At 46.7% G+C, this 17,725-nt stretch carries 16 protein-coding genes; 3 read left to right on the top strand and 13 right to left on the bottom strand.

Translation table 11 applies throughout. The features are described from left to right. Positions 1–30: 30 nt before the first annotated feature. The gene (locus tag HP548_RS32610) at positions 31–429 is read right to left on the bottom strand and encodes a hypothetical protein (protein ID WP_053780509.1); all 399 of its coding nucleotides are present in this window, start codon (positions 427–429) and stop codon (positions 31–33) included. 148 nt (positions 430–577) lie between these two features. Here HP548_RS32610 and cysC point away from each other — a divergent pair, with 148 nt between their 5' ends. Next, positions 578–1,216 carry an adenylyl-sulfate kinase gene (cysC, locus tag HP548_RS32605; protein WP_175383972.1) on the top strand — a complete coding sequence of 213 codons (639 nt, stop codon included), beginning with the start codon at positions 578–580 and terminating at the stop codon, positions 1,214–1,216. A gap of 109 nt (positions 1,217–1,325) precedes the next feature. Here cysC and HP548_RS32600 read toward each other — a convergent pair whose 3' ends face one another. From HP548_RS32600 to HP548_RS32560, 9 genes are all read right to left on the bottom strand, one after another. Then, positions 1,326–3,203: an ABC transporter ATP-binding protein gene (locus HP548_RS32600; RefSeq protein WP_246318285.1), complete on the bottom strand. Its 1,878-nt coding sequence runs from the start codon at positions 3,201–3,203 to the stop codon at positions 1,326–1,328. A 27-nt stretch (positions 3,204–3,230) separates the two neighbouring features. Then, a complete protein-coding gene (locus tag HP548_RS32595) occupies positions 3,231–4,427 on the bottom strand; it encodes a nucleotidyltransferase domain-containing protein (RefSeq protein ID WP_175383970.1) in 1,197 nt (398 codons plus the stop codon). Continuing rightward, complete coding sequence (locus tag HP548_RS32590) at positions 4,411–4,893, bottom strand: lasso peptide biosynthesis B2 protein (RefSeq protein ID WP_076289865.1); 483 nt, start codon at positions 4,891–4,893, stop codon at positions 4,411–4,413. Before HP548_RS32590 ends, HP548_RS32595 begins: the two co-directional genes overlap by 17 nt. A gap of 3 nt (positions 4,894–4,896) precedes the next feature. Beyond that, positions 4,897–5,196, bottom strand: a complete 300-nt coding sequence (locus HP548_RS32585; RefSeq protein ID WP_175383969.1) for a lasso peptide biosynthesis PqqD family chaperone — start codon at positions 5,194–5,196, stop codon at positions 4,897–4,899. After that, complete coding sequence (locus HP548_RS32580) at positions 5,193–6,140, bottom strand: hypothetical protein (RefSeq protein ID WP_083678947.1); 948 nt, start codon at positions 6,138–6,140, stop codon at positions 5,193–5,195. The genes HP548_RS32585 and HP548_RS32580 overlap by 4 nt, the downstream gene beginning before the upstream one ends. A gap of 144 nt (positions 6,141–6,284) precedes the next feature. Beyond that, positions 6,285–6,422 carry a paeninodin family lasso peptide gene (locus HP548_RS32575; RefSeq protein WP_175383968.1) on the bottom strand — a complete coding sequence of 46 codons (138 nt, stop codon included), beginning with the start codon at positions 6,420–6,422 and terminating at the stop codon, positions 6,285–6,287. A gap of 77 nt (positions 6,423–6,499) precedes the next feature. Further along, on the bottom strand, positions 6,500–8,431 hold the full coding sequence (locus HP548_RS32570) for an asparagine synthase-related protein (RefSeq protein ID WP_099854805.1): 1,932 nt from the start codon (positions 8,429–8,431) through the stop codon (positions 6,500–6,502). Beyond that, positions 8,428–9,696, bottom strand: coding sequence for a sulfotransferase family protein (locus HP548_RS32565; RefSeq protein WP_175383967.1), 1,269 nt, complete (start codon positions 9,694–9,696; stop codon positions 8,428–8,430). Before HP548_RS32565 ends, HP548_RS32570 begins: the two co-directional genes overlap by 4 nt. A gap of 381 nt (positions 9,697–10,077) precedes the next feature. Then, a complete protein-coding gene (locus HP548_RS32560; RefSeq protein ID WP_175383966.1) occupies positions 10,078–11,418 on the bottom strand; it encodes an MFS transporter in 1,341 nt (446 codons plus the stop codon). Between the two features lie 262 nt (positions 11,419–11,680). Here HP548_RS32560 and yhbH point away from each other — a divergent pair, with 262 nt between their 5' ends. Beyond that, positions 11,681–12,847 (top strand): sporulation protein YhbH, encoded by a 1,167-nt coding sequence (gene yhbH / locus HP548_RS32555; RefSeq protein WP_053780501.1) that lies wholly within the window; start codon positions 11,681–11,683, stop codon positions 12,845–12,847. After that, a complete protein-coding gene (locus HP548_RS32550; protein WP_175383965.1) occupies positions 12,844–14,283 on the top strand; it encodes a SpoVR family protein in 1,440 nt (479 codons plus the stop codon). The genes yhbH and HP548_RS32550 overlap by 4 nt, the downstream gene beginning before the upstream one ends. Before the next feature lie 104 nt (positions 14,284–14,387). Here the strand turns inward: HP548_RS32550 and HP548_RS32545 are convergent, their stop codons facing one another. The 3 genes from HP548_RS32545 to HP548_RS32535 form a co-directional block, all read right to left on the bottom strand. Further along, positions 14,388–14,666 carry a hypothetical protein gene (locus HP548_RS32545; protein ID WP_175383964.1) on the bottom strand — a complete coding sequence of 93 codons (279 nt, stop codon included), beginning with the start codon at positions 14,664–14,666 and terminating at the stop codon, positions 14,388–14,390. Positions 14,667–14,669: 3 nt separating this feature from the next. Next, on the bottom strand, positions 14,670–14,903 hold the full coding sequence (locus tag HP548_RS32540) for a hypothetical protein (protein ID WP_099854811.1): 234 nt from the start codon (positions 14,901–14,903) through the stop codon (positions 14,670–14,672). A gap of 193 nt (positions 14,904–15,096) precedes the next feature. Next, on the bottom strand, positions 15,097–17,568 hold the full coding sequence (locus tag HP548_RS32535) for an EAL domain-containing protein (protein WP_175383963.1): 2,472 nt from the start codon (positions 17,566–17,568) through the stop codon (positions 15,097–15,099). Positions 17,569–17,725 lie beyond the last annotated feature (157 nt).

Here is a 17,725-nt window from a genome sequence, read left to right as displayed (position 1 = left end):
CATCATGGAGCCCAGTTCTCATTTCTCCGTTCAAAACCGTTTATTGTCTCGCTCGGGATGATGAAACAATTCAAGTAAGGTCTGAGGTTTTCCACTGGAAGCCAACCATTCTCTAACCATCTCTATTGCACGTGTCTGACCATCACCACTATCCCGCCAGGTGAGCAGCTCAATGACTTTAATAATCAGGGCAGACATATTATGATTATCATGCTCAGAGCGATCTGCGCGCAATTTATGATACAGAGCCTCCTGCTCCCAATCAAGTAAAATCTCGTCACCAATGGTAGGCTTCATCAATGTATATGCTCTACCACACTCTGAACAGCGAACCGCACTGACCTGCTCTTGAGCAAAGATTGCCCGAATATCCTGATCACAATCCGCGCACTGAAAATATACCTGTATGTTGTGTATGTTATTGTTCATCTTGGTCTTCCTCCTGCTATGTATGTACTACATCTATACCCGAATTGTTGTTGATTCACGCTAAATTCCGCCAAATTCAGAAGGTGCTATAATCTTGTAAATATGTTAAAATATTATACATATCATAAGTAGGAAGAGGCGGATACCCATGTCAAAGGAAGAGCGTAACATCACCTGGCAGCAATCCAGCTTAAACAGGCAGGACAGGGAAAAACATAACGGTCATCGCAGTCGAGCCTTATGGTTCACCGGCCTATCCGGTGCAGGAAAATCCTCGCTTGCATTTGCCCTGGAGCAGTACCTGTATGAAAAAGGGGTTCATTGTTACGTACTTGATGGGGATAACGTACGTCATGGACTGAATCGGGATCTTGGGTTCACGGCCGAGGATCGGCAAGAAAATCTGCGACGGATTGGTGAAGTATCCAAGCTGATGGTAGATGCCGGGTTAATTGTTCTTTCCGCCTTTATCTCGCCAGATGCACAAGACCGGAATATGGTTAAACAGCTCTTTGAAGCTGATGATTTCATTGAAATTTATGTTCGTTGTTCGATCGAAGAATGCGAACGCCGTGATCCGAAGGGACTTTACAAAAAGGCACGCAGCGGTGTTATTCCACATTTCACAGGCATTTCTGCCCCTTACGATATTCCAGAAGATCCTACACTGATTATTGATACCGAAGAGCTGTCCATCGAAGAGGCCGTGCATGAAATTGTGCAGCATCTGGAACGTGTTGGTGCTTTTCAGCTGCCGCAACCTGTTAGCAATGCCATCGTTCACTAACTGCAAATGGCGATCAGATTGAATTACTTTCCTACTACACATGCTTCAAAGGCGCTGCCTTTAATGGCGCGCCTTTTTGCTTTGTTCATTTCCAGATTTACAGAGAGAATTATTGCCCCACGACACCTGCCTGCATATTCAACAGTTTGCTGAACGTGCCCACCGGATCAGTAGACAATTGCTGATAACCCCCTTGTTGGATAACCCGACCCTCATCCAATACAATCACTCGATCCGCTGTTCGAATAGTGGATAGTCGGTGTGCGATAACAATTACGGTAACATGCCCTTTCAGGCGTTCAAGAGCCTCATGAATATGCTGTTCGTTCTCACTATCCAGCGCACTTGTCGCCTCATCCAATACCAATACAGAAGGGTTCCGAAGCATGGCGCGGGCAAGCACCAAACGCTGACGTTCACCACCAGACAGGCGGATGCCCCGATCACCGATAATGGTATCCAGTCCTTGTGGAAGTTTGCGGACAAACGCTGCAGACGAAGAAAACTGTAATGCATGCCACATCTGTTCCTCACTGGCATTTGGATCAACCAAACGCAAATTTTCACGAATACTTGTATGAAACAGAAAAGGGTCCTGAGAGACATATCCGATTGAACTTCTCCAGGCTAACAATCGATTCTCGGTTAACGGCACCCCATCCACCAAAATCTGACCACTCTCCGGACGTATGAGTCCCATAATCAGATCAATCATCGTGCTCTTCCCGGCTCCCGACTTGCCTACAATGGCCGTCATGCCTTTCGCAGGGATGGATGCATTCGCTTCGAGTAACGAGTAGGTATCACTGCCTTCGTAGCGATAATTCACATGCTGACACTCGATGGATTCCTGAAGTACCAAGGGTTCAATAATACGCACAGCGTCATCTTCCTGCTCATTCGGCTTGACCTGGGCCTTCATTCTAACGGAACGTGGACCGGGAACCGTTAACTCCTCATCATATTGTTCACCAGCATTACCCGTTTTTTCGCTAATCTCACGACTTTTCTCGGTTTCTGTCTGTAACTCTCTCACAATCTGAAACGCGGGCAGCATCGAACTCATATACTCCAGATTAGATTGAATGGACGTGAAACGTGGCCACAACCGTGAAAAGATCAGAATGATGAGCAACAAACTTGCCGGAGGGACAGCGAGCACATGCAGGGATAAATAGATAAAAGCAGCAATAATGACAGCTGCGGATATTCGATGAATCAATTGTGTGCCGCTGTTCAACTGGCTGAACTGAATCACGTTACGTTCAATTCGCCCACACATACGTTCAAACCAGCTAATATGTGATTTTTCGAGCATATTGCTCTTAATATCCTTGATACCGTTAAAGTGCTCTGTAATACCGTTATAATAGCTCTGGGAATATTCCGATGTTTGATCCCCGATCTGTTTTGCCCGTTTCACGAATTTTCTTAAGACAATAAACAATACCAATCCGCAGACCAGGACAAGGGAGGTTAATTTGGCAGACAACCAGAATGCCAGGCCGATTTGAATGCCGGTGAAGATCAAGGAAGCCGCCATTTGCAGCATAATATTCGTTCCCTGACTGACACGGGCGAGTTCGGTCGTTAATATATGATTAAAATCGGATTTTCGTTTTTGGAGAAAAAAAGACCACTGCGCCATAATGATGGCACGATAGGTTTCCATGCGCAGCGTTCGAACAAATTGCTGCTGAATTCGAGTGTTGCGAATCGTCTGAAGACGTTGTAGCCACGCCTGTCCAGAGACAATGAGGACAAAGGTCAACAATACCAGCAGCAGCCGGCCATTTTCCGGAAAACGATTTAAAAATTCTGAAATCCAGGGTAAGTGCAGACCTGTTGAGCCCATTTCAAAAATACCAATAAGACTTAACATCGGAACAAGCATATATATGCCGATTCCTTCCATCAGACTGATGCAGATCATACCCAGCAGGTTCCAATACAACACTGGGCCCGTTACACGATGCAGTTTTCGCATAAAAAATTGTAGTTCCGAAATCATACGTTATCCCCTCTCCGTCATCGTGTTCCTTTTGATTCGCCGCCAGAACCAGAGAAACGGACGTAACGGAAAATACAAAAAATGCAGTGAACGCGGAAGTGGTAGTTGGTCTACATCCCAGGTACTCGGATACAAACGTTCGATGAAGAAAAACAGCTTCTGCCTTGTGCTTCGCAGTGCGAACAGATAGGAACGATAACTTTTTACATCTGCCGGGCTCTCAATCATCTCATTCATGAACACTACGCCGCGTCTGGCTAATTTCTCTCCCACACGTTCGTGAGAAGACAACAAAGCTACATAATTAGCATCCAACGGGGTGTCCAGTAATACCGAAGCCAGATGAAGAGCTTGTGATCCTATAGATAATCTGCCTTCTGCTTTCAGGCGTCGCTCCACTTTTTTGACATCCAGTGGCATATTGCGAATCATCTGGTCGATATCCAGTAACCAGCGCAGTCTGAACCACCCGTGTCTTGCGCCGTGCGTCACCAAATATGCCCACAGATCCTCCCTTTCCAGCATACGGACAGGCGTCTGGGTATAGGTGCTGAATCGGCTGCGTTTCCACAATAATTCAAAATCAGTTTCTCTTCCGGAGTCCGGGTTAAGCCGCCAATGGATCTCCACTTGGGTTCTTTTGACCGGGTGTTTGTAACAGATATGATGCTCCCGCCATTTCCAGCTGGAAACAGTCGGTGTTCTCTTGCCTTCCTTCGATTCATAACCAAGCGATTCAAGAATCTCTTCCGCAAACTCCACATCATCAAAGGGAATGAGAATGTCCAGATCTTTAGAGGTCCGCAAAGAAATATCTCCGTATAGATCATGTGCCAGCGCAGGCCCTTTGAGCGTAATATTCCGTATGCCTCGTTCACGAAAAGCACCACATACCTGCTCCATCTCGGCTGTCAGATGTAACATACGGAACGTATTAGTTGTATATTGCTGCCTCAGTTTCTCCACTACAAAAGCGGGAATAACCGCTGAATACAACTCTTTTATTTTCAGATATAGAACAGAGTACAGTCGATGATGATGGGCGAGCTGCAAAAAGAGCTGCCAGTCTATGTCCTTCATCCGTATTTGGGCGTCCTCAGGGGTTATTGCTGTTAGATCGCCTTTAATCATGCTCAAAATCAGCTTAAGCTCCTGCGGAAAACCCGCTGTATATTGTTCCCACTCATGTATCGTAGACAATCTCCCCAGCTCCCTTCTCAGGACACCGTTTGCCAAACACGCCGACAACCGTATATTGGTCCATTGTATCTGCTCCAGTCACAATCAATTTCCCACTTCGCAGCCATGCATGAGCCATCATTTGGCCTTGTTTATTACGCGCAGTACCCATATATAGAGTAGTCTCTACTTTGCGGCGTTCCAGCATCTTCATAGCTGCGATTGCCATGACAAGGCAACGACTCTCCCATAATGTATACCTGCTAGCAATGAGTATAGCTTTAGAAATATTTCGTATTGTCGTCACATCACTTCGATTGAGTCCCGTCATCGGCGTTTCGTACATGGGTGTACCGAGACCAGGAGCAATCTTGGCAAAAGGCATCGCCTTTAGTATTCGTGCCCATCCAAGGTGGACATAAGCTTCCCATACCAATCCACGAATTTCACGCGGCAATGAACGATATGCTTTTATTTTTCGCAACATGGTCTACTCTCCGCGGGTAACGTCAATTAATCCTTCATGCGTCAAATGCTCTAGAAATTGTACAACCTGCTCACGGCATATGTCTGTTTCAATCTCATATTCTGAAGCTAACACTTCAACCAATTCAGTCAATGTTCGTTCTTGGCTGATTAGATCCCAGATTCGTCCACCTGTGCTGCCCAGATTATAGTACTTGCCGTTATGGATGCTCATCATGACTTTTTCCCCGCCCATGTCACTGACAAGATTGCCTTCCTTACGCAACACACGGTCTTCCCCATTCATTGGCTTCGTTGCTGTCATTGTCCCGTATACACTCCTTTGCGCGCATATTCTGTAATTCGGTCAGCCATCTCAAATGCCGTAAAATCAGAGCCTGACCTCGTGATTCTAAAAACTTCAATACCGGCAGACAGCCGTGAGACCGTCTCGAACAGCCATTGTGCCAGACCCTGTCTGGAAACAAGTCCACTACGAAATGTATGAGAGCACAACATGTGAAGGCGTTCCAATCCGGCAACCTCCTTCATTTGTACGGGTTTAAGCATCTCTTCCGGCTTCGGATCAAGTTCAAAAACAGCGGCAAGCGGAACAGGTCTATCATAAAAATAGTGCTGAACCGGTATCGCGTATTTCGTAATTTCAGCATGAACCGTTGCGTAATCCTGTTCCTTCATGCCGAATCCGTCTAGACTAGGCTGCCATAACTTTTGCTGCGGATAACCCGGTGATACGATTGCTCTTCCTCCTGCATCCCATGTCAGTGCCACGACATCATCCGTTAAGAGCGGAAAGCCGCGTGAGGCAAGTGCAGCTGATAAAGTGGATTTGCCTGCACCCGAGTGTCCAACAAATGCATAAGCCCAACCATCAATGACCACCGAACTTCCGTGCAGCGGAAGAATGCCGCGCTGCATCATAATGACGGCCATACATGTGCCCAGCACAAATAACCTAACCTTTTTGTCATCAGCTCCCGTTTGAGGGGATACCACGATGCGGCGTCCTTGTTCCATAAGAAACAGTCCCGTATCCTCGATCCGAAAAAAAAGACTGCCATTTCGGGATACAAAGTTATCGCTCCCCACATCCCACGCTTCCCACTGTGCCGCCAAATCAGCTATTTCAATGTGTACATCCGTATGGGCAGTTAGAGAATCTGTACCGCTCTGTACGATTTGGAGTTCAGGCATTGGGAATTGGCTCAACCAACGCAAGCCATACGCTTCATACTGCACAGGCAACAATGAATGACTCCTCCTTCGCAATTCTGCTTGTAAGTAAAAAAGCCCTTATATTCGCATTGCTCAATATAAGGGCGGAGGCGAAAAGTTGGAATATTGTCCTTTCCGCCCTTCTAAGTATGATGGCACATGTTAAAACTAAACAACTTAGGAAGTTGGATCGTAGAGATCAGCATCGTGGACAGTGATCCAGTCGATCTGTCTGTAACCTACTCCTGCCATCGTTTGGTTCACTTCCAATACTTCCAGTGCTGGTGCTTGCCATTCCTTTTTTTCCATTTGCATCGTGTTCACCTCCTCTCATGTGTCAACTGATCAATGAACCTGTAGCCTAGTTCATATCGCTACATCCATTAGCTACATCAGAACTTTCGAATGAATCGATACACGATCAGGCTATGCATCATCAACCGCAAGTCGGGGTGGGAAGCAAGCTCCGGCCGAGGGTTTGGAAAATTAGCAAGTGCGGACTTGATTCGCTCTGTGTTCAATATGCCAGCGACCCGGCTGTCAGAACATAACGCACGCAATTCGGCAGTAAAATCGCCCCAATTTGGAATCATGCGGTGCAACCAATCCGCGGGCTGAACACCACGCACTCGCTGGTTTAACCTAACTTTGTCAGGCAACTCAGGTGATGTAGCCCGCCGAATCAAAGCACGATCCGTCCCTTGATTAACATATTGTTCAATCGGGACTGACAGACAGAAACGGATCACTCTAGCGTCACTCGTAGGATCACGCTCCCACGCCCGATAACGTAGAGAGCATTTGGTGGCGACAGCACCATTTTTGTTCGCAATGGCCAGATTGTTGAACTTCTCTGCCCGTACTTTGAGCGCATCTGCCTGAGCACCACCTTGCAGAACAATAATAGATTTGAGCCGTTCCAATACGCCTGTTCGTCTAGCAAACTCCGGATGGATTAATTGCACCGACGCAGCTTGGGCAGCCCCCTTTGCCATGGATTTGAACAATTCCGGATACGCTTTACGACCCGTAATTTTGGCAATTCGTGAGAACTTCATCCCGGTACGTTCACTGTACTGCTGCATTTCCCGGAGCCACCGGAACCAACGTCCGCTTTTTAGCAAACTGGCGTAATAATCTAGTGCTGGGCCCCAGGAGACCGTGAAGTTGCCCCGCGCTCCAGTCAATAGAATGCCTGCATCCTGCTGGCTCGCTTTTTCATAAAAACCCCGAATCCAGAATGAATTCTCAAAGTATTTATAAGGCATTTCCATAATATCAAGCCAGGTGTCCACTTCACTAAGTGGGCTTCTACCCTCAAAATCAAGATAATTCTCCTTGATATTACCGACATGATTAACCGTAGACTGGATAAACGGGCGTTCATCTGCTAACAGTGTTTTCGATGTGTAATCCGTAAAATCAGACACCGGAACGTAGCTGTAGGCATTTAATGTTTTCCCTTGACTCCGCAGAGTTCCTGATGCATATCCAACCACAGCCCCAGAATCCAGTCCTCCGCTTAAAGCAGCAGCCACCTGTCGATGCGTTCGCAAACGCGATCCAACAGCTTGACCAAATACCTCACGGAATGCTTCTACATATTCCCCGTCGGACTTGAGCCGTAGAGGCTCCACTTCGTCCCAGCGATGATATTGTTTCTGTTCCAGCCTGCCATCCCTAAAGCTAAGCGTATGGGCAGGGGGCAGCTGGCTCACTCCCCGATAGACGGTCGAATGGATATCTGCTGAGTCATGCATGTCGGGAATGGCAAGAAATTCGGACAACCAGATTTCGTCCAGTTCTTTATGTACACCTTCCAATTGCAGCAGCGGATTCATTAAGGTACAGAAGGCAAACCGCTCACCATCATGCCGAAAATAAAAGGATCTCATGCCCGTAATATCTCTGGCAGCGAAGAGTCTACGCTTGCGATCATCCCAGATTGCGAAAGCGAAATCGCCAAGCAGTTTCTCTGCCATATGTTCATCCCACCGCTGATAAGCTCGCAAGATCAGTTCACTATCCGACAATCCGGCTAACTCCGCCCTCGATATGGACAGTTGATCTGCCAGCTGCTCCCGATTATCCAAAATGGCATCCGCCGTGATAGTCAGACCACTCACTTCATCATATAAGGGCAATTGCTCGTTGACCGACTCCGGCGTAATCCACTGGGCGTGGCAGCTTAGAAAAGCTTCATTGCCTTTCCATACTCCCGTTGTATCCGCCGGAACGTGGCCCAGACTGGCATATAAGCGCCAGCTGTCCTCCCATAACGCTTGCTGACCATCGGTGTGAACAATTCCTGCTATAGCGCTCATGACTTTCCTCCCCGGAGTATCTTGCGCTGTGAAGCCCAGGCGCTTATCTGGTTCCCAAACGGAATCAAGGATTTGATACGCTGAATCTTGCTGTGAGCAGACGCAAGCTGTACCTTCAACCGTTCCCGCTCATTGTACCCTCGCTCCAGCCGATTATCGGCTGCACGTAATGCGGCTTCCAACTGCCTGATCGTTGCCAGTGCGGCCAGTGTCGGGTCAATTGCATCGGGTTCATTCGCTGCCTGATTATCCTTGTTTCCATCTGGAGTGTTGCTCGCTAGGTCTACAGGCTGCATCCGGTAACCTTGCTGCCAGCTGCTGCCCGTTGCTTCTGAGAATTGATGCGTTAACTTGGAGATGACTTCCTCATCCGGGCCAGCTTCGTAACGTACACCCGTCCATTGCTCGGCTTCTTCGAGCTGTTCACTGTAGCCCATCCGATGGAATAGATCTGTGCCTATCACCCGGCAATAGAATTCAACTTCCTGTGGATCGAGTATTTTTTTCCAGTTGTTAACAGAATCTTTATGAGCTTCCTGATGCGAGGATAGAAACGGATCACCGACACCCATACTATAGAACATATTGGACTTTGTACTGTCCACAAAGCGTCCATATTGCTCTATTCCCTCTTCATATCCGATGCCAAGAAAACCGCATAACTTTTCCATTTCGTCCCGAGGGTTGGAGACAAGTTGTTCATATTGAACTTCATAGGCATTCGTGTGTTTGTCCGCAAAATAATCATTTAAACGGAGCATGCCCAATGTGAGATCAACTGCTTTCATATTAAGGTTCGGACTCTGCAAGCTGCGAATCAGTTCGAATCCTTCTCCGGTATGGCGGTTTACCTTTTTGTAGGAAGCAGCTATGGCAAGGGGGTTACGCTGGAGATGAATGCGCTTGGACTGTGGAAACAGGCGATCAAGCCATTCCAGCATATAATAGTAACGAGGAGATTTATCTACGATGAAGTCTGCCCCGCTCCCCTCCAGAAATCCGTTATAGATTTCAAGAGCAAAGCTTCTGCACGCCTTCTCAAAACCTTCGTCTGAAACCATAGCGCTGTAAAACTGACGGATAATGGCACTTCCACCATAGGGGCGGGAATCAGCCTTCTGTAAATCTACAAGATTCATCAGAAACCACATCTCCTGTGTGGCAAATACACGGCTGTGATTTTGCAGCATCACGGTGGATAGCGAACTTCCACTGCGAGGTACACATAGTAGTAAGACAAGTCCGTTACCATGAACATCTACCAATGGCAGCCTCTCCTCTGTAAAATTAAAATAAGCATGCAGTTGGTATAGCTCTTTATATCAATATCCGCTAATATTCCCATATGGGAATAGGTAAAATGGATGATGTACTTTCGACAATCTTTAGATACGATATGTATTCATGCTTTTACTCTATGATACAAAATGTATCATGTCAATCTTTTATTTTCACCTTTTCATAATATCTTTCTATCCACTCTATTCTGTTTTCTGTCGTTTAAGCACTTATACTTATTCTATGACCCTCATCATTTGTAACTATTGCATGAACATGAAAAAGCTCCAGAGCAGTTTACGAATAAACATGCCCATGGAGCTACTATTATTAATGATGAACATTAGCTATAAAACGTTAATAACCACTTATCCAGTCGATCTTTCCTCTGAGCTTTTTCCCGAAATGGAAAGATGCATCCAGCCCTGCCCTTCTTCCTGATCCGCCTGAATCGCATCCGACATCCCCTGCTGCACTTTCACAGTCACCAGCACTGCAATCCCCGCAGCGAAAAAGAAAATTAAAGACAGAATCCCCCAACGGGTTGACCCTGTTAATTGGCCCACCCAACCAAATACAAACGGCCCAAAAATGGAAGAAAATTTTCCTGTAATATTCACAAATCCAAAATACTCTCCAGTTCTACCAGCAGGTATCAAATTACTGAACAAGGAACGCGCTGTCGATTGACTTACGCCCTGCACTACACCAACCAGCCCAGCGAGCAGATAAAAATGGATGGCTGACGTCATGAAATACCCTAAGATAACGATGCATATGTAAATAGACAAGCTTACCATCAACACCTGCTTTGCGCCCCAACGCTGTGCCCATGCCCCCAGCAACAATGTGCAAGGAAATCCGATAAACTGGGTCAGTAACAAAGCAAGCATCAGATCTGCTGTTCCGATCCCAATGCTTGTTCCATAGATCGTTGCCATCAAGATAATCGTGTTAATGCCGTCATTGAAAAACCAGAAAGCAACCAGCATGCGCATCAGCTGCGGAAAACGCCGTATCTGGCGAAAAGTTTGGCCGAGTCTGCGTACACCCACTCCTGCATACCCTTTCCATGACTTGGGCATATCCGGTGCAGCAGGTCGACGCGGGGCATGGCGGAATAAAGGAATGGAAAATACCAACCACCACAACGCTACGGAAATAAAAGCAAGTCTTGTTCCCTCAAGTGTGCTAGCCATCCCAAACCACCCTGGCTGCTGAATCATGAGCATATTGATCGCAAGCAACAATCCTCCACCAATATAACCATAAGCATAGCCTTTGGAGGAGATCATATCTCTTCGATCGGCAGACACCAGATCAGGTAGCATTGCATCATAGAATGTATTTCCACCTGCAAATCCGATCGTCGAAATGACCAGCAGTGCAGAAGCGAGCAGCCAGTCTCCCTCCCCAATGAAACTGAAACCGAGTGTTGCGACGATGCCAATAATTGAGAATACACGCAGAAAATCACCTTTGCGTCCCGATAAATCCGCTAATGTCCCCAGCAAAGGGGTTAACAGCGCTACACATAACATACCGATGGAATGGGTGTATGCCAGATAAGATGCTGCGGTATCTGCATCGAGTGTAGCTGCAGCCACGGAAGCGTAGAAGACGGGGAGAACGGCAGCAAGTACCGTCGTCGCATAGGCCGAGTTGGCCCAATCATACATAATCCATGCCTTAACTGCCCTTTTATCCAAATGGTATCCTTCCTTTACACACATCCCTCTGAGGGATGCCAAGTAAACACCTGTCCCTATTGTAAAGGAAGTTCGTCACACTTGTTCATCGTTTCTGTAAAAAAGTTCCGGACGATTTGTACAATTTTAGATGATCCCATAAGGCAAACTCGCGTAATTGTATCATTTTATCTACTCACGCATCACATATCGTCCCCGCCCGTGAATATACTTAATTACCGACAGGCCAAACTGTGCCGCGTAATCAATGGGGGGTGCCTACATGTCAAATTCACACCAGCCTTACTCGTTCGTCGTATCCCGTGAAGATTGGTCGCTTCACCGCAAAGGGTACCAGGACCAGCAACGCCATCAGCAAAAGGTTAAAGATGTCATCAAGCAGAATCTGCCTGATTTGATTACTGAAGAAAACATCATTATGTCCGATGGACAACAAATCATCAAGGTACCAATCCGCAGCCTGGATGAGTACCGTTTTGTGTATAACTACCAAAAGCAAAAACATGTGGGGCAGGGAGATGGTGACAGTCAGGTCGGGGATGTCATCGGTCGTGATCCCGCTTCAAAGAAACCAGGCAAAGGTGAGAAGGCCGGAGATCAACCCGGGCATGACATTGTTGAAGCCGAGGTGAGCATCGAGGAATTGGAAGATATGCTTTTTGCGGAACTGGAGCTTCCGGATCTGAAGCAAAAAGACAAGGATCAGATTGAGACACATACAGTGGTATTCAACGATATTCGCAAAAAAGGCATGCAGTCCAATATTGACAAGAAACGCACCATATTGGAGAACCTGCGTCGCAACGCCACTACCGGCAATCCGGGTATTCACCATATCAGTCCGGATGATCTGCGTTACAAGACGTGGGAAGACAAAATCATTCCACAGTCCAATGCAGTCATTATCGCCATGATGGACACTTCCGGGTCCATGGGCTCCTTTGAGAAATATTGCGCTCGGAGCTTTTTCTTCTGGATGACCCGCTTCCTCCGCCGTCAGTATGAGAAGGTCGAGATTGTTTTCCTCGCCCATCATACCGAAGCCAAGGAAGTGACCGAGGAAGAATTCTTCACACGCGGCGAAAGTGGAGGCACCATCTGCTCCTCTGTATATATGAAGGCACTGGAAATTATTGATAGCCGTTATCCACCTTCCAGCTACAATATCTACCCTTTCCATTTCTCGGACGGAGATAACCTGACCTCGGATAATGAGCGGTGTGTCAAACTGATTGGGGAATTGATGAAGCGCAGCAATATGTTTGGATATGGCGAGGTGAACCAGTACAACCGCAGCAGCACACTCATGTCCGCCTATCGTCATATCAAGATCGACCAGTTCATGTATTATGTGATCAAAGAAAAAGGCGAAGTGTACAAAGCTTTGCGCAGCTTTTTCCAGAAACGGGAAGGAGGCAGCGTAAGATGACAGATGAAATCCGCGACCTTGAATACGCCATTGCCGAGATTATGGAGATTGCCGATGGATTCGGCCTGGATTATTATCCGATGCGTTATGAAATATGCCCTGCCGATATCATCTATACCTTTGGAGCGTATGGTATGCCGACCCGCTTCAGTCACTGGAGCTTCGGGAAGACTTTTCATAAAATGAAGATGCAATATGATTTTGGACTCAGTAAAATTTATGAGCTCGTCATCAATTCCAACCCTTGTTACGCCTTCCTGCTGGATGGCAACTCGCTGATCCAGAACAAGCTGATCGTCGCACACGTGCTGGCTCACTGCGATTTCTTCAAAAACAACGCCCGCTTCTCCAAGTCGAATCGTAATATGGTGGAGAGCATGGCAGCGACGGCTGATCGGATCAGCAACTATGAGATGGAATATGGTACAGAGGCCGTTGAAGCGTTCATTGATGCCGTTATAGCGATTCAGGAACATGTCGATCCACAGTTGATCAAACCCCGCCACTTGGACAAACAACGTTATATGGAGATGAAAATGCGGGAGCAGCGTGGGGAGAAAACGCCAAGGCCGGAAGGTCGCTATGATGACTTGTGGTCCCTTGATGATACCCGGATCGAGGAAACACCTGCGGAAGGAATACAAGTGCATCACTTTCCACCAGAACCGGAAAAGGATGTCATGTGGTTTATCCAGGAATTTTCTGAAGTGTTGACGGATTGGCAGCGGGATATTATGAGTATGATGCGTGAGGAAATGCTCTATTTCTGGCCGCAGATGGAAACGAAAATTATGAATGAAGGCTGGGCCTCCTACTGGCATCAACGTATTATACGGGAGCTCGACCTGAACAGTGAGGATACGATTGAATTTGCCAAACTGAACTCTTCCGTCGTGCAGCCATCCAAGCAAAGTTTGAATCCCTACTATTTAGGGCTGAAAATATTCGAGGATATTGAACGTCGCTGGGATAACCCGTCCAAAGAAGAACGAGAACGTTTTGGACGTCAACCTGGGCAAGGTCGTACCAAAATGTTTGAGGTGCGTGAATTCGATTCCGATACTTCATTTATCCGCAATTACATGACCAAGCAATTAACCGAAGACCTCGACCTCTATGTATTCGAGAAAAAGGGCCCGGACTGGAAAATTACCGACAAGTCCTGGCAAAACATACGGGATCAGCTTGTATTTTCACGCATCAACGGTGGTTCTCCGTATCTCGTCGTTCAGGACGCCGATTATCTGCGAACAGGAGAACTCGTGCTCAAGCATCAATACGAGGGCATCGAGCTGGATCTGAAATATATGGAACGGACCCTTCCTTATCTGTACCGTCTCTGGGGGCGTACCGTCCATGTAGAAACACGGGTGGAAGATAAACCGATCTGGTTCACATATGATGGCAAGAAGCATCACCGCAAGTTTTTATCATAAGAACACAAAAAAGCGGCAAGTCCCTGGCATATGGCGGGGACTTGCCGCTTGGCAATTAAGTGAATAGTAGTTTGCAAATCAATAGAATCAGGCACGTGTTAAAATCAATATTTTAAATTGCGTTTCATTGCACCGTGCTTCAATGAAGTTATCACATAGCGCTCACCTTTGTCCAACACTTTGTAAGATACAACGTATTGATCCACGATACAGTAATATGTGTTTCGATACTCACGTGACGGCATTAATGTGCCCATGGTGACCACTTTCTGTTCCACTCGGCGAATGAGATTCATTTTATATTCCATTGTTTCTTGATCTGTAAAATGTTCGCTCTTGATCTGGCGAAGTCGGTTCATCGCCGTGGCGGTCCATTGAACCATCAATTACAACTCACCACGCTTCACCAGTTCAATGAGGTCATCTGTCGAATACAGCTTGCCTTGCTTGATGTCTTTCTCGGATGCTTCAATCATTTGTCGTAATTCCGGATCAGAATCCAGCTCATCCACCGGGTTATACACTTCATATTCCAAGCCGGCAATACGAATGAATTCCTTATGATCTTTCTCATAGGATTCAATGACGGTGCCATCAGGAGCTTTCAGACTAAAATTCATCCCTTGCAACCTCCTTCGATGATATCGCTAAACCTGCTGATGAGAACCTTAATCTGAATTATAGCATACAACCGTGTTGCAACTCAGCCATGAAATAATAACATTATAACCGCCTACAGCCCCGTGCCTAACTATTCCCATCATCTCCAACGCTTCAGCATTTCAATCCATTTTTCTGTTGTCAGTATTGGACTTAGAGAATTGTTGGAGCTCCATGCAGCCGCAGCGGCACAAAAAAGTCATGCTCCACTTCACTTGCCGGTAATGGACGGCTGAAATAATATCCCTGAATTTCGCGGCAATCATTTTGCATCAGAATATCCAACTGTCCTTTCGTTTCGATCCCTTCCGCGATCACTTCCATCTTGAGATTCTGAGCCATTGATATGATCGTGGCCACAATCGCCTGGTCACTTCGGCTCTCCGTAATATCCGTCACGAAGGAACGGTCAATCTTCAGTTTATGAATTGGAAAATGCTTCAAATAACTCAGCGAGCTATATCCTGTTCCGAAATCATCCAGGCTGATTTTGACTCCAAGCGCTGTAAGTTCATTCAGAATACCTGTGGATACGGATGCATCCATCATCATACTCTCTGTAATTTCCAATTCAAGATAACGGGCATCAAGGCCCGTCTCCGTGAGTGCATTTTTGACCTGCTCCACCAGATTGGATTGATGAAACTGCTGACTAGACAAGTTAACAGATACCGGAATGAGCGGCCCGCCACTCGCATGCCAAAGTTTCATCTGTCTGCACGCTTCGCGCAGTGTCCAGTTCCCGATCTCATAGATCAAGCCGGTCTCTTCTGCCAGTGGAATGAACACATTCGGAGACAGAATACCCTTGTCTGGATGATTCCAGCGAATCAAAGCCTCTACGCCAATCATACGGCTGTCTTCTGTACGTATCTGAGGTTGATAATACAGGACCAGCTCGTCCCGTTCCAGTGCTTTGCGCAAATACCCTTCCAGTTCAATTCGTTCATATAGCTCCGAATCCAGCTGGGCCGTGTAAAACTGAAAACCATTCTTGCCATTTTTCTTGACCTCATACATGGCAGAGTCTGCATGCTTCAACAACGCATCCGCTCCTGTTCCATGATACGGATACATTGCAATTCCAATGCTGGCTGTAACGTAAAAGTCATTTTCCTTTAATCGATAAGGTAGCTGAATCGCTCGAACAATCCGTTCTGCCAGTTCAGCGACCAGTTCCTCATTCCCCTGCTCATTCGTAACAACCAGTGTAAATTCATCGCCCCCCATACGGGCAAGCATGACATTATCCGTCGCGTTCGGGTCTGAATCCTGAATTGCACTCATGATTCTGCTGCTCACTTCTCGAAGAAACACATCTCCAATGGAATGTCCCAGAGAGTCATTAATCATTTTGAAACGATCGATATCCATCACCATAACCGCAAATGAACTTCCTGTTGCCCCAGATGTCGTGATCGTGCTCTCCAGCACATCATCCAGCTTGCGTCGATTGGGAAGCCCGGTCAGCGGATCATGCAGAGCCTGATGGCGGATGCTTTCCTGAGCCTGTTTCTCCTCGGTGATATCTTTGATCAGAATGTGGCTTCCCTGGTGTTTACCATCAATCAGTACAGGCACTACAGCGATACTTAGATCAATCAGGTTTCCATGAACGTTTTTCATATTCCCCATGAAATGCTGCTGCTCACGGCTATCATCATCCCATTCCACATGATGCATTTCACTTGCCCAATGAATGTCAACATGCTTTGAAATCTCATCAATAGAATGATGAATGATCTCTCTTTCTTGATACCCTGTAATACGTGTGACTGCAGCATTAATCCCCTTGATAGCCCCTTGTTTATCCACCGAAATAATGGCATCTGAATGGTTTTCGTACAGGGCTTGATACCACTGTTCATTTTCATGAATCCGTCGATCCTTCTGAGTTAGACGTTGATTAATAAAGATACCGAACAAGGTCAACCCCAAGGCAATAAAAGTACCCGCAGCGATCAGATATGCGAGAAGCGAAGGTTCAATCTGCATCCCCGAACCAGCCATTGCATCATGTGCATGATGAAACTGTGCAGCTGACATCCCTGTATAATGCATGCCCGAGATGCCCAGCCCCATAATGAGTCCGCTGCCCATCTTGTACACCCATGTATAACGTGACTGATGCTGCCGGAAGAAAAACATGAGCCACAAGGCAGCAAATGAAGCTAAAGCTGCGATCAGGATGGATAATAACACTATGCCTGGTTCATAAGTAATGGTAACCGACATGGCAGCCATTCCAATATAATGCATGCTGCTAATGCCTGCGGTCATGAGCACTCCTGCAATCAGGAGTTTGCTTATTTTACCTGACTGCTGACCTGCAATATTTAACGCTACACCAGATGCAATAATTGCAAGCAGAACGGATAGAAAGACCTCACCTGTGGAATACGACACATGCATAGGAAGAACAAAAGCTAGCATGCCCACAAAATGCATGGACCAGATTCCCAAACCCATTGAGACTGCCCCGCAGGTAAGCCAGATATTTCGGGACATGCCTTTAGCCAGACTTACCCGGCCCGCAAGGTCAAGCGCTGCATAAGAAGCCAACGCTGCAATAATGTAAGATAAAATAACCAGTTCTAAGTTGTACGTTCCATGTAGGTGCTCCACTCACTTTGTCCTTTCAACCGGGAAATGCCTTGTATGTATGCAAAATGTAAAAAAAAGCGAGTGCGCTGTCTGGATGACAGGCACTCCCTCCACATCATTTGTCTGGAGACCACCGACTTGTTATAAAGCCAAAGTCATACATCTCTAACCCGTTAAT

This window comes from Paenibacillus taichungensis (assembly GCF_013359905.1).
Lineage (GTDB): Bacteria > Bacillota > Bacilli > Paenibacillales > Paenibacillaceae > Paenibacillus > Paenibacillus taichungensis.
This window is presented reverse-complemented; position numbering and strand designations above follow the sequence as displayed.

Coding starts and splice junctions, on each gene's coding strand:
- HP548_RS32610 (WP_053780509.1), bottom strand. CDS start 429: ATGAACAATAACATACACAACATACAGGTATATTTTCAGTGCGCGGAT.
- cysC (WP_175383972.1), top strand. CDS start 578: ATGTCAAAGGAAGAGCGTAACATCACCTGGCAGCAATCCAGCTTAAAC.
- HP548_RS32600 (WP_246318285.1), bottom strand. CDS start 3,203: ATGCGAAAACTGCATCGTGTAACGGGCCCAGTGTTGTATTGGAACCTG.
- HP548_RS32590 (WP_076289865.1), bottom strand. CDS start 4,893: ATGTTGCGAAAAATAAAAGCATATCGTTCATTGCCGCGTGAAATTCGT.
- HP548_RS32585 (WP_175383969.1), bottom strand. CDS start 5,196: ATGACAGCAACGAAGCCAATGAATGGGGAAGACCGTGTGTTGCGTAAG.
- HP548_RS32575 (WP_175383968.1), bottom strand. CDS start 6,422: ATGCAAATGGAAAAAAAGGAATGGCAAGCACCAGCACTGGAAGTATTG.
- HP548_RS32570 (WP_099854805.1), bottom strand. CDS start 8,431: ATGAGCGCTATAGCAGGAATTGTTCACACCGATGGTCAGCAAGCGTTA.
- yhbH (WP_053780501.1), top strand. CDS start 11,681: ATGTCAAATTCACACCAGCCTTACTCGTTCGTCGTATCCCGTGAAGAT.
- HP548_RS32550 (WP_175383965.1), top strand. CDS start 12,844: ATGACAGATGAAATCCGCGACCTTGAATACGCCATTGCCGAGATTATG.
- HP548_RS32545 (WP_175383964.1), bottom strand. CDS start 14,666: ATGGTTCAATGGACCGCCACGGCGATGAACCGACTTCGCCAGATCAAG.
- HP548_RS32540 (WP_099854811.1), bottom strand. CDS start 14,903: ATGAATTTTAGTCTGAAAGCTCCTGATGGCACCGTCATTGAATCCTAT.